Origin of the sequence: Sulfobacillus thermosulfidooxidans (genome assembly GCF_001280565.1) — a bacterium.
Classification (GTDB): Bacteria; Bacillota; Sulfobacillia; order Sulfobacillales; family Sulfobacillaceae; genus Sulfobacillus; species Sulfobacillus thermosulfidooxidans_A.
In genome coordinates this window covers 1895804-1908914 of the sequence record NZ_LGRO01000001.1, presented here as the reverse complement: position 1 = coordinate 1908914, position 13111 = coordinate 1895804, and the positions used below count along the sequence as shown (strand labels likewise).

At 43.3% G+C, this 13111-nt stretch carries 12 protein-coding genes; 7 read left to right on the top strand and 5 right to left on the bottom strand.

All coding sequences use genetic code 11. The features are described from left to right. The first annotated feature begins 22 nt into the window (after positions 1–22). Genes AOA63_RS09460 through cas2 form a run of 4 tightly spaced genes read left to right on the top strand, consistent with a single transcriptional unit; the run spans position 23 to position 4211 of the window. Positions 23–2392, top strand: coding sequence for a CRISPR-associated helicase/endonuclease Cas3 (locus AOA63_RS09460; RefSeq protein WP_053959468.1), 2370 nt, complete (start codon positions 23–25; stop codon positions 2390–2392). Next, positions 2389–2916 (top strand): CRISPR-associated protein Cas4, encoded by a 528-nt coding sequence (gene cas4 / locus AOA63_RS09455; RefSeq protein WP_242848308.1) that lies wholly within the window; start codon positions 2389–2391, stop codon positions 2914–2916. Before AOA63_RS09460 ends, cas4 begins: the two co-directional genes overlap by 4 nt. A 26-nt stretch (positions 2917–2942) precedes the next feature. Continuing rightward, positions 2943–3935, top strand: coding sequence for a type I-B CRISPR-associated endonuclease Cas1b (cas1b, locus tag AOA63_RS09450; protein WP_053959467.1), 993 nt, complete (start codon positions 2943–2945; stop codon positions 3933–3935). Positions 3936–3947: 12 nt separating this feature from the next. Then, positions 3948–4211: a CRISPR-associated endonuclease Cas2 gene (cas2, locus tag AOA63_RS09445; RefSeq protein ID WP_053959466.1), complete on the top strand. Its 264-nt coding sequence runs from the start codon at positions 3948–3950 to the stop codon at positions 4209–4211. Positions 4212–4419: 208 nt separating this feature from the next. Here cas2 and AOA63_RS09440 read toward each other — a convergent pair whose 3' ends face one another. The 4 genes from AOA63_RS09440 to AOA63_RS09425 all read right to left on the bottom strand — a co-directional run bounded on the left by AOA63_RS09440 (position 4420) and on the right by AOA63_RS09425 (position 7294). Then, positions 4420–4653, bottom strand: a complete 234-nt coding sequence (locus AOA63_RS09440) for a hypothetical protein (protein WP_053959465.1) — start codon at positions 4651–4653, stop codon at positions 4420–4422. A 115-nt stretch (positions 4654–4768) separates the two neighbouring features. Then, a complete protein-coding gene (locus tag AOA63_RS09435; RefSeq protein ID WP_053959464.1) occupies positions 4769–5215 on the bottom strand; it encodes a hypothetical protein in 447 nt (148 codons plus the stop codon). A 104-nt stretch (positions 5216–5319) separates the two neighbouring features. Next, positions 5320–5961, bottom strand: a complete 642-nt coding sequence (locus tag AOA63_RS09430; protein WP_053959463.1) for a hypothetical protein — start codon at positions 5959–5961, stop codon at positions 5320–5322. Positions 5962–6952: 991 nt separating this feature from the next. Next, entirely contained in the window at positions 6953–7294 is a 342-nt protein-coding gene (locus AOA63_RS09425; RefSeq protein ID WP_053959462.1) for a VOC family protein, read from the bottom strand. Between the two features lie 437 nt (positions 7295–7731). Between AOA63_RS09425 and AOA63_RS09420 the strand changes: the two genes are divergently transcribed. From AOA63_RS09420 to AOA63_RS20575, 3 genes are read left to right on the top strand one after another with little or no spacing between them, the layout of a single operon-like run. After that, positions 7732–9546: a DUF2079 domain-containing protein gene (locus tag AOA63_RS09420; protein WP_139061549.1), complete on the top strand. Its 1815-nt coding sequence runs from the start codon at positions 7732–7734 to the stop codon at positions 9544–9546. A 58-nt stretch (positions 9547–9604) separates the two neighbouring features. Then, a complete protein-coding gene (locus AOA63_RS09415; RefSeq protein ID WP_053959460.1) occupies positions 9605–11053 on the top strand; it encodes an NAD(P)/FAD-dependent oxidoreductase in 1449 nt (482 codons plus the stop codon). Further along, the gene (locus AOA63_RS20575; protein WP_082343870.1) at positions 11050–11481 is read left to right on the top strand and encodes a GtrA family protein; all 432 of its coding nucleotides are present in this window, start codon (positions 11050–11052) and stop codon (positions 11479–11481) included. The genes AOA63_RS09415 and AOA63_RS20575 overlap by 4 nt, the downstream gene beginning before the upstream one ends. 381 nt (positions 11482–11862) lie before the next feature. On the opposite strand, the gene hutI is transcribed toward AOA63_RS20575, so the two are convergent. Next, a complete protein-coding gene (gene hutI, locus AOA63_RS09405; RefSeq protein WP_053959458.1) occupies positions 11863–13095 on the bottom strand; it encodes an imidazolonepropionase in 1233 nt (410 codons plus the stop codon). Positions 13096–13111 lie beyond the last annotated feature (16 nt).

Sequence of the window (13111 nt, the reverse complement as noted above, 5' to 3'; positions counted from 1 at the left end):
ATAGAGAGAAAGCGAGGCGTTTATGTGGCAATTTGACCAATGTATCGCCCGCCCTGGTAGCGAATCTAATCAATTTCCGTTGTCGCAGCATCTTTGGACGGTGGGCGAGCAAGCGAGTGCTCATGAAAAAGGAATTCGCCGGGATTTATTAAAGCTTGCCGGGCTTCTTCATGATATGGGCAAGGCTCGGAATAGTTGGCAGCAATATATTCGGAAATTAGGGCCCGGCGTTCATCATGCCTTTTTGGGCGCGGCGTTGTTCTTCTATCTCGTGCAGCAAGAGGCATTGTCACGAGAAGACATGCGTTATGCCTTATTCTTGTGTCGAGATATTGCTTGTCATCACGGGGTGTTGGATGATTTATCTAACGATCCTCCATGGTTTGGGGGATGGGAAGAGGGAGCCCTGCGTGAAATGGATTTGAAGGGTTTTCATCAATTTATTCATGAAGCTTGTCCCCGATTTTCACACTTTTCAACCGATGCCGCGCAATTAGAACAAGACTTACGGAAATTACCGAGAATATGGCGCAAATGGTCGCTTAAAGCCCTTAGTCGAATGGACGAGATATCCTCCGCATTACCTTGGACCTTAAGAGGACCGACGAGTGCATTAATTGCTGCTGACCGCTTTGATGCAGCCAATATTCAGCCCGATCCGGGGATCAATGCTGATCTGGCAAAAGGGGCGTTAGCCCACCTTGAACAGTACATCGAAGCAGAAAAAGAACGGGTTAGTGCCCTTGGGGGCGGTAAGATGGCCCAATTTCGGCAGCAGGTGCAACACGACGTGGAACATCTTTTGCATAAAGAATCTACCCCGATAACCATTTTACAAATGCCCACCGGTTCCGGGAAAACGCTGGTGGCCATTAGAGCGGCTTTAAAGCATTTTGTCGCGCACGAACCTGGCAAGTTAATCTATGTGGCTCCATACTTATCTATTGTGACTCAAACCGCCGGCAACATTCGCCATGCCACCCATCTCGAAGTTCTGGAACAACATCATTTGTCTCTTCCCGATTTGAAGGAAACGGAAAGTCCCGAAGGGCCGTTATTACTCATGGAGTCGTGGCAATCTCCAGTCGTCGTCACCACTTTTAACCAGCTTTTCGGCGCAATTTTTCCCCGAAAAGCGCAAGAGAGCATGCGCCTTAGGGCGTTACACCATGCTTATGTGATTATTGATGAACCGCAAATTATGGATTCTTCGGTATGGAATATGTTTCTGACAATGCTGCGGCCCTTGACGGAAGAAATGCAGACGCAAATTTTGATTATGTCGGCGACGATTCCCCCTTACCGGTATGCCTTCGGGCTTGAATCGATGATCACAGTGGTAAGCTCTGAGCCCTTGCCATCTAGTGCGGGTCGCTTTGTTATTTCGGTCGATCCAGATCCGAAAAACGTTGATGATACAGCCCAATGGGCTCAGGAACACGTTGCAAAGAGTGGATCGTGTGCTGTGATTCTCAATACAATTGCAGACGTTGCCCAAGTCACTGAGCGGATTCAAAACCAAAAAGATCCCACCTTGAAACTATTCGCGCTGCATGGCGCCATGCAGCCCCTGCATAAGGCTTATCAACTGTCCCAAATCAAAAATGCGATGAAAAATCATCAACCGACCTTGGTGATTGCTACGCAGACATTAGAGGCGGGAATTGATATAAGTTTTCAAAGCATTTTACGAGCTCGGGCAATTTTGCCGTCCATTATCCAAGCAGCAGGACGAGCAAACCGGCATGGGGAAAATTCCCGGGCTCATGTGAAAGTATTCGATTATATACGGGAAGATGGTTCATCGTCACGGCATTTTGTCTACCGAGATGCCATCATGCGCGAAGAGACGGATGCTCTGTTGACAGGGGACAAGATGATTGAGGAGCCTGACATTCCTTCGTTATTGAATCGTTACTTTGATCAGGTGTTTGAGCGTAACCACTACACTGTTGGCCGTCAGCGCCTTATTGACGCAGCATGCGGCCAATGGAGTGCTGTGGCGGGACTCGAACCTTTTGGCCAGGACACCTTTATTCTGCGTATACCCGTTTTTATTCCACTGGGAGGACCAAAAGATCAACCATATTTATGGATTGATGACGCCACTCAAACCCTTATGCAACGTTTTGATGTGTCGGTCGAAGAAATCTATGAAAGGTTTATCGAACCGGGATTCCTACGGCGTCTTGATTTCTTACGCCGGAAGCAGTTTTTGAATTTACTTGGCCGGTTTATGATTAATATTCCGTTAAAACAGGAATTAGGATTGACTGAGGGCAATCCTAGCTTGGGTGTCCAGCGTCTAGTCGATATTGAAAGTTACTCCGCTGATTTGGGTCTAGGGCATTGGTACATCCGCCATGCGCAAGACGAAGGAGTGATTTTATGAGTGAGGAAGATACAATGATTCCCACTCCCTTACCCCATATCGGTGGTACCTTGATTTGGTATTACATGATTTGCCATCGTGAACTCTGGCTCATGGCTCACGCGTTGAATCCTGATGAAGATGATCCCAACATTGAATACGGGCGATTTCTTCACGAACGGGCTTATGCCCGTGAAGGTAATGAAGTGGAATTGGAAAATTCCAAGATGGACCGGGTCATTGAACGCGATGGTCACATCATTGTTGTTGAAATCAAGAAGAGCTCTTCTGCTATTGACAGTGCCCGAACGCAGTTAGTGCATTATCTCATGGAGCTTGAAGAACGGGGAATTAGCGCCCAAGGAGAGCTTCGATTTCCTGAAGAACGGCGCAAGGAAATTGTGATTTTGGACGATGCATGGCGCGAACGCTTGCGAAATATTAAAGAGGAAATTGTACAGATTACAGCAGAACCGAAACCGCCGCCAGCAAAAAGAGTGTCATGGTGTTCACGTTGTGGATATGTGGAATTTTGCTGGAGTTAATTGAGTAAGGATGTGAGGCGACATATATGGAGCGCATGGTGAATGTCTTTTCTAATGGGGTATTCCGGCGCAAAGGCAACACCATTCTATTTGAAAGTGACAAAGGTAATCGCTATTTACCTGTCGAGTCTGTGCGGGAAATTATTGTGCATGGGGAAGTGGATTTTAATAAACGATTTCTCGAATTCCTTTCGGAAAAAGAAATCACCATGCATTATTTTAATCATTATGGCTATTATATGGGAACCTTTTATCCGCGCGAGCATTACAATTCCGGATTTATGACGTTAAAGCAAGCGGAGTTCTATCTCGACCCCCAAAAGCGGCTTGAACTTGCCCAAGCTTTCGTTTGGGGAGCTGCGCAAAATATCACGAAAGTTCTTCGCTATTATTCTAACCGAGGCAAGGATGTGATGGGTTCCCTTGAGCAAATCGAACGATTGGCGGCTCTGGTCGAGTCGACGAACAAAATTCCTGAGTTAATGGCTCTAGAAGGCAATATGCGCGAACTGTATTATCAAAATTTTGATGTAATCTTGACTGGTTCAGGATTTACCTTTCAAAAACGCAGTCGGAGACCCCCGACGAATCAACTCAATGCTCTCATAAGCTTTGGGAATTCGTTGATGTATAGTATTGTGCTGGCTGAAATCTATAAAACGCATCTCGATCCCCGCATTGGATATCTTCATACCACCAACGATCGGCGATTTTCTTTGCATCTAGATATTGCTGAGATTTTTAAACCAATAATCGTCGACCGTTTAATTTTTACGCTCATTTCCAAGCGGATGATAACGCTTAAGGATTTTGGTCGCTTGGAGGGAGGTATCGTGATGTCTGAAAAGGCACGAAAGATATTTGTTGAAGGATTCGATGAACGTTTGCGGCAAGTGATCCGTCAGAGAAAAATTCGACGGATGGTTTCTTACCGACGATTAATCCGCATGGAAGTATACAAATTGGAAAAACACTTTTTGGGTGACGAGCCTTATGAACCCTTTGTCGCACAGTGGTAAAGGAGAACGGATGTGTTTGTGATTTTAGTCTACGATGCGGGCGTAAAACGAGATCCCAAGATTCTTAAAACATGTCGGAAATATTTAAACTGGATTCAGAATTCTGTGTTTGAAGGAGAATTGACCGAAGGCAAATTCAAAAAGTTACAACATGAACTGAGAGACATCATAAATGCCCAAGAGGATTACATTGTCATTTATGTCTTATCAAGCCAACGTTATAATTCTCGCATCACGTTAGGAAAGCCCAAAGTCGAAGAAGGATTCATTCTTTGAATCTCCTTGAGTTGAAAAAGGATGACTCCGTGAAGACAAATACGCCGGGCAGCACTGGCTAAACTTGCACTGAGGTTAAGTGCTCCTCCTAGCTTCTATGATCTCATGACGCGGGAAGATAGACACCGGGAAGTTTTGTGGGATGACTGGCGTTAGAACATGTGTGATGCCGGCTAGATTGAGCGATAGATTTGCCCTCTTTATTACATTAGCACTGATCATCATAACGATGAGACCGGCTATATCCATATGCAAAACCCAGAACAAAAGCGATGGCAAGAATCAGCAGGCGAAAAGCAATTTGTAAAAGAATACGAACGATATGATAGGTTAATTGCAAGAGCCAAAAAACAATGGGGTCAAGAAATCTAATCGTTCTGTAAAGGAAGGTGGCAATTCCCCAAAATACCTTGGTATACCAAGGCTCTTGTTGCGTATCCACAACCCTGACACCTCCTAGCCTTAATATTTGGTTTTGAAGCCTAAAGAAACAGTTTTTTCCGAGGATATGGTCAAAGACATGGCATGGATATCAAAAGGCTTGGTTGTCGACGCGATTAAGGCCAATAAAACACACCATTATTTCTAACGACCTCGTCCCATCGAAAGGGTTGTAATGCCTGATATGACCGGGCACTTAAATCGATACCCCATTCTGGTTGAGACCGTCCTTCCTCGTAATCTCGAGATTTTAAAGGGTATACCGAGCTATTCCATGCCTGATCAGGGAACAAAAATTTGTCGGGCTCGGCTTGTGATGAATGAAAATGGGCTAGAGCCACTAACCAACGAGCAGATGAGGCCGTCTGCTGTTTCGTGACAAAAGAGTAATTTCGGTGACGGGAACTGCGAATAAAAACAGTCCAGTGTGTCCCGTTCTGTTCCCAAAGATGCCATTGCTTTCCTTCTTCTTTTATAGTAAAACCTGCTGAAACAAACTCCTGAAAAAACATTGTCCGGACGTATTCCGTGAGTTCTTGTTTTGACCAAATCGTCCATTTCATAGAAGCATCGCCGCCTTTTAAGAATTTTTAGGTTGTCATGCTAGAAATTAGAAAATTAAAGAGGAAGGTGGGAAGACTGGTTCAGGATTTATCAATTTGCCATTTTACCCTTGAGCTCTCACTCCCCATAGCACCATGTCGACTTTTCGTGGAGTCCAAAATGTTGTGCTAAAACGGTCATTGAGTGCTGCGGCCATATTGCGCAGGGCCTCAATCACTGATGCTGCATCAAGGATTGAGATATTACGCGGTAATATGGAACCGACTTTCCTTTCCCAAGGGGCATTGGGCACTGACTGCAGATTTTCCACGACAAAACGGTCCACAGTGCCAAAGTGAGCAGGATAAAGCAGTGACAGTAATCCGGATCCTGCTGATGGACCTATCCCATGAATTTGTGTGACGATGCTCAATGCGTGTTTTGTGTCGTGGACATCTACCTGTAGCATCTGTGCATGGATATTTTCGAGAGTTTTCACGGTTTGATCATTAATCATATAATGAGCTAGGCGCTTGCGTTGCAGCGCTAAAATGCGTCCATCGGTATACTTCCATGGGAAATATTCCTCATAAAGAAATTGATAGAATTGTTCCGGGCTCATGTTATGAAGAAAGCCTTCTGGTAAATTGTTTAACCGGCGCTCGACGGCAAGATTTTTTGGCTTCACGTGGTGCCAATATTGTTCTAGACCTTGTTTCCACTCCTCTTCTGTGGCGTGAAACCATAATTCGTCTAATGTGGGCATAAGTTTTCACCTCGTCAAGAATATTGAGAAATCTTAGTGAATGACGGTTGGACTCTTTCAAAACTCGGAACAATGAAGAATCAAATATCTGTGTTGTTCACGTGACGAACTGTCATGCTCTGTTGCTGCTCAACGTGTTCTATTAGCTGAAGGTGTAGTATGATTTACTAATGATGGGAGTATAATATACCACCACACGTCCAGTGTCAATCATTTGTGTAAAGAATTTGTATGATTTCAAGAGATTCGGATTGAGATGGTTTCTAAAGAGGGGGCTCCGCAACACGAGTTACTCAACATCAACATGAAAGGAGAGATATTTTGGTACTATCTATCTAAATATTGAAGGGGATTCCATAAAGCGTGGAGAAATATCATATACAACATCCTGACGCCATAACCGATAGATTAGAGGAGAAATGTATGCACCGTTTAACCAAACTCTACATTGAAAATTTTAAGGATTTCGGGGCAGGACAGTATATTCCCCTAGCGCCCATTACCCTCGCGAACGGCCCAAATAGCGAGGGCAAAAGTGCTTTGTTAGAATCGCTATGACTAATCGCCCAGTCTTATTTGCAGAACAATTTCATGGTGTCCCTGCAGCGCTTTCGTTCTCACATTCACCAACGTATTCTTTTATTACTTCGGACATTACAGATACCAAGACGCATATGCTTCAGATGTTCAATAGATATCATTTAGCTTGATACATCTAGATTCAACAGAATGTTGGTGATAATGCCAAGACTGATTCAGCCAAATAGCATCGTCAAACTCAAAAAAATGGATTACGGAAGATGATGTGGAAATAATCCGGTAGGACTCAAATTCGCCGATGTTGCTACCGCCCTAAGACAGGTCAGAATCGCAGGTGACATGTTAAGACTCCCTTACGACGGGATTTAATGAAGACATCAGGAGGCACGCTGCGTCATACGTGGATCTCCTGATGTCTCGTGTATTTTTGTCAATTTAGTATGAAAAATGGTTACTCGACAAATTGAAGACATAATCCTCCGGGAGCGATCATCATATCCCCATCAAATTCATAACCTTTCGACTCTAAAAATGCTTTCATTGCGGCAAAATCATCCACCGTAATCGCAATATGGTCGGGGACCAATGAAGTTGTACGTTCGCTTATTCCTCCCTGGTTGGCCCCGATAGGGAAGACGGCAATGGTGATGCCGCCAGGAAGGGAAAATAGCGCACGCGTCGATGTGCCTTTGCGTTCAAGTCCCAACACGTTGGTGAAGAATTCAGCCAAAGCCTCAGGTTCGGAAACACGGACCGCAATATGATCAACGTGCTGAATTCGTGGACGCTCCATAAATCATTCCTCCTCACGAGTATTATCCAATCTATAGGTTCATTATGACGTGTTCCGTTGGATTACGATATGGCCTTGAGTCATTGACATGATGCGATATGAAGTGAACCATCCCAATAAAGTGGCCTTCATGTAAAAAGTATTGTCGAAGCAGAAGGAAATGGGTTATTTGGTGGAGAATACCAAAATGGTACGACTTCTTTATTCCAAAAATAACAGCAGGAAACGACATTTAAAGGGACTGCTATGACAGCTAGGCGAATGAGCAGTATATAGACGTCATAAATAAACACGCCATTCACATTTATGATCAATAAAGTTTATGCGTTGTCACATGACGGTTTTTGAATCTCTAACTCAGTGGAAGGATTAGATTATATTTGCAAATTCCGAAATGGAAAATTACTAAGGAATTTCCGCGTAATTCAACGAAAAACTTGTCATATGTTCTCCTTGGCATTGCTATTGTGTTGTTTTGCAGTTTTCAAGTTTTCGTGTCAGTACACAAATATTTAAATTTGGAAGCAACCACGATGGACTTGGGATATGCAGAACAAACAATGTGGAAAATTTCCCATGGAGATTGGTGGGCCTTCTCTTCCGTATTTCAGACCCCCGCTTTGGCTGTGGACGGCTCATTATGGATTTATCCTTTGGCTTACGGTTTTCGGTTTTTGGGAGGAGCATACTTTTTATTTGTTGTGCAGGCGTTAGGAACGGCGATAGCTGCTTGGGGGTTATACCGAATTGCTTATTTACGAGGATTGTCCAAATGGCAGTCGACTTTTGTCAGTGTGACATTTTTGCTATATCCAGCAATTATCGGTGGAAGTCAATTCGATTTTCATCCGGATTTTGTGGCCTTGCCATTTATCATATGGGCCTATTATTTTTATCGAGCTAACAACAAAATTCTGTACTATGTATTTTTAGTGTCGGCTATTTTGGCAAAGAATGTCGTCTTAATTTCCATAGGAGGTTGGGGAATTGGCCTAATTTTCTGGGAACGCCGGATAAAAGATGGCATCGTTGCTATTTTTCTCAGCCTCTTAATTTTAGTGGTGGAATTTAAGTGGATTCTGCCTACGTACTTTCCGGGAGCTAACGAATCTCTCGTTTTAAGTCTCTACGGATATTTAGGGCACACCCTCTTTGGAGTTATTACTGGTTTATTTCAACATTTTTCGTTGGTCTTGACACATCTGTCCCATGATGGTGTTTATGCTTTCTTAATATTTGCTCCTGTCTTAGCGATTGTGTTTTTTGGCTCGGCTAGTGTAATGGCAACACTGTCGCTGTTTATTTTCAACGGAATATCTTCTTTTGCCGCTCAACAAGCTATCAATGATCAATATCAAGTGATTTTATCAGGTTGGGTTTTCTTAGCGTTAATTGAGGCACTTTTGCGATTCAAGGCTCGTCGAAGTTTATTCATTTTTGGCACTTTTTTATCGACAATGATTTTAGAATCAATCTTTATGGTGATCGTCATTGTTCCCGAGATAACTGTTAACAATAATTATGTGGCTCAGGTCAAGAAAGCCATTAGTCATATTCCTATGACTGATGTAATTTATACGCAAAATCATTTAGGCCTGTGGGCTTATCGCTATCCGGTGGTGGGAATTGCAACCGATCAAGCTCCTGGTCGTCTTCTGGATACGCTGCCGACATTGTGGAAAGAGGCAAATCCGAAGGCAAAGAATGTACCAACTGCCATCATCGCGCGAAGTCCTGTAAGACCCTACTTAGCGGATGTTATATATAACGCTGTTCGCAACGGATATCGCATTACCTATTACCAAGATCATTTGTTTATTTTAAACGGATCTCGGCGATTTTCGGTCCCAAAGCCATCTCCAGATGTATGGGGATGGGAACCGACAGGTAGGTCTTGGGTCGTTCCCTTGTGGACGCAGGGTGTGATAACGGGTGGCATTAATTGGCGTAATTATGATGTTGAGATACCTCAAGGGAAACCGGGACCAATCATAGAAAACCTTTGGTTAATACTGTATCCGGGTCAATACAAAATAACTTTAAATTGCTCAGCCATTTCATCCACAAAGAAAGAACGTGTTGGAGTCCTACAAATCGGCAAAGCCAGAATCCCTATAACCTCGGTATCAACATCAATGTACTTAAATATTCGACACGTAAAAATTGTATCGGTTTCGATTTTAACTAATGGACATTATGAGTTTGAGGTCAGAAAGCTTGTAATTTATTATCGTTCATTTCATCACAATTGATTTGGAAGAATGTGGTAAGTGCCATAACGCAAGTAAGCAACGGAGGTGTCTGTATTCAATGAGAGTTATTGTTATCGGTGCCGGTCCGGCGGGGTTAATGGCCGCGTATGAATTGGCACTTCACGGAGTAAAGGTTGTTGTTTTTGAGCAAGATCCTCAATATGTTGGAGGGATTTCGCGCACTGTAGACTATGGAAATTATCGATTTGATATAGGTGGTCACCGTTTTTTTTCCAAGAGCCAGGAAATAAATAATTTCTGGTTTGATATGTTAGGTGATAATCTGTTGAAGCGGCAACGGATATCTAGAATTTACTACGACGGAAAATTTTATGATTATCCTTTGAAAGCGAGCAATGCATTCCGAAATATGGGACTGATGAATACAACACTATGCATTACTGACTATGTTAAATCCAGAATGTCACGGCGAAAGCAGTTCGTAACTTTTGAAGACTGGGTTATATATCATTTCGGTAGACGATTATATGAAATGTTTTTTAAAACTTACACTGAAAAGGTGTGGGGTATGAAATGCAATGAAATTAGCGCAGACTGGGCAGCCCAACGTATTAAAGGCTTGAATCTATGGAATGCCATAAAAACTTCCCTTTTCCCAAATTCGGCGAAGGATGACCAAATAATCAAAACCTTGATTAACGAATTTTATTATCCAAAACTTGGACCAGGTATGTTGTGGGAAAAAGTCGCATCTGAAGCGAAAAAACTTGGGGCCGAAGTTTTCATGGGACACAAAGTGACCAAAGTAATGCATAATTCTGGATTTATCACAAGTGTTGAAGCAAAGAATTTAAATGGTCAAGTTGTTCGGTTCACAGTCGATAAAGTAATATCCACCATGCCACTTCGTTCGCTAGTTATGGCACTAGATCCGTCACCAACATTAATGACTATAAAAGCCGCTGAATCGTTAAAATATAGAGATTTTCTAACTGTTGCATTAATAATCGATTTGCCAGACTTGTTTCCCGATAATTGGATTTATATCCATGAACCGTCTGTTAAGGTCGGGCGTATTCAAAATTTTGGGAATTGGAGTCCACACATGGTTCCGAATCCGAAGACGTCGTGTCTAGGATTGGAATATTTTTGTTCAGAGGGGGATCATTTATGGAGTATGGAAGATAGGGACTTGTTGCAATTTGCCGAACAAGAAATACGGAAATTAGGATTATTAGGATTGGGGAAAGTGGTGGATGGAAAAGTTGTACGTGTCCGAAAGGCCTATCCTGTATATGACGATTTCTATGAGAATAATGTCCAAGAAATTGTAAGTGAATTAGCAAGTACGTGTTCAAATCTGCAAGTAGCTGGTCGAAATGGGATGCATCGTTACAATAATCAGGATCATGCAATGATGACAGGATTATTGGCTGCACGGAATATATTAGGAGCTAGTTACGATTTGTGGGCAGTTAACGGAGACGCAATATATTTGGAAGAGACAGGAGAAGAACGGTTAGTACCAAGGCAAATTAATATATGAGGAATATATTGATGATAAATGACCACGTCCAGGTTAATTCTCCAATCGGAAAAAGGTTATTGAAATACATTGTTAGCGGTACGATATCGGCAGTATGTGCGTGGATAAGTAGTGTGATATTGTTTCATTTTTTGTCCATAAATTTTATTTATAGTCAGGGTATCGGCTTTATTGTCGGGTTATTCATTAATTTTCCTCTTAGTCGCCGGTGGGCATTTCGAAATCGATATGCTCAAATCGGTCGTCAGTTTGGCATCTTCGCATCTATTGCGAGTATTGGATTGGGCATTAACGAGCTAAGTTTATATTTATTAGCTGGAATTCTTCATTGGAATGTAGCGGTAAGTATGGCAGTTAGTCTTGGCGTAGCTTTTATCTGGAATTTTACATTAAATAACTTTGTAACGTTTGGATTATTGAAGAATTGATAATTAACGGTTTAGTCCATATGTGGATATCAAAGATGTTTCCTAGGTACGGAAGCGGTTGGGCAACCGAGGATGTTCCTAGTTCCGAAGCGTGTCCTGCTATGTGTGTATCAGTGGACCAAATGACTTTACTGACGTTTGCTTTCGCAGTAAATGAGTCGTAAAACGGGATATAATAAGCCAGACACATTCCCTATCCTTTTGGGCTTTTCTGATAATATGGTGTTCCGAGATGCTCTAGGTCCAGTCATCAATGAGTTGTTTACAATTAGGGGAGTTAACCTAGTGTTACCATGGGACCGACTTGTTAAATTCAAAAACATTCAGTAGCAAATATTTTGATAACAAAGCGAGATTTTTGGAATTAGATTTTACAATGTATTACCGAATTTGTTTTCCTTTTACAAAACCCTGATAAATTGGATTATGTCCGGCTCTGTATGGAATGCTTTCTAGTTGATCAGTGTCTAAAATGAGAAGATCGGCACGTTTTCCCACTTCTATTGAACCGACTTCTTGTTCTATCCCTAACACATAGGCCGGATTTATAGTGGTTGCGCTTAAGGCTTCTTCCGGTGTGAGACCAAAAAGATGGACTGCTAACGATATAATGAGGGGCATGTGAGAAATCGGCGCTGTCCCAGGATTAAAATCAGAGGCGATAGCAATGGCTGCGTTGTGTTCGATTAAGTCCCGTGCTGGAGGAAAGGGCTGATGATTCATGCTATACGTAGCAGCAGGTAAGAGCACGGCAACTGACCGCGAATCACCAAATGCCGCAACATCTTCTGACGTCAGATGATCCAAATGATCAATGCCCCGGGCACCAAGCGCGAGAGCCAACGCGGTTCCTCCCATGTGAGAAAATTGGTCACTATGCACCCGAAGAATCAAATTGAGACGTTGCGCGGCGTGTAAAAATCTCTGAGCCTGTTCAGGCGTAAAAGCTGTCGACTCGATAAACACGTCGACAGCGTCAACCAGTTGTCTTTCATGAGCGGCAGGAAGAAGCTCATCAATGACGACATCGACCCAGTTGTCTGCGGTGTATTCTTGAGGGAGCGCGTGAAGGAACAAGCCGGTGGCTGTGATACGCTGATCGAGGCGGGACTTTAAACGCTGAATAAGAGCGAGCTGGCGAAGTTCCCCTTGGACGCTGAGTCCATATCCACTCTTCATTTCAAATGCAGTCGTACCGGTCGATAACATCTCCCGTGTCAACGATTCCGTAAAGGTGAGTACCTGCTCATCGCTCTGGATATTTAATTGGCGACTAGACCGGGCAATGCCTCCTTCACCACGTCCGAGATTTTGATAGGATTGGCCTAAGAGACGACTACGGTATTCATCGGCCCGCCAACCCGCAAAGGGTAAATGGGTGTGACAGTCTACAAAACCGGGGATGACAATACGGCCTTGGGCATCAAAAATCTGGTCTGGGGACCGATAAGCCTGGAGAATATCCTCGGTGGGCCCGAGCGCCTGTATAAGGCCGTCTTTAATCACGATGGCCCCATCAGCCACAATAGACTGAGAGCCTAGTTCTCCTCCGCGCCGGGGCGCACGGGGAGTGGTCACCGGATAAACAGTTCCGTGAATAATGAGATAATACATGATCATTCAGCTCCTG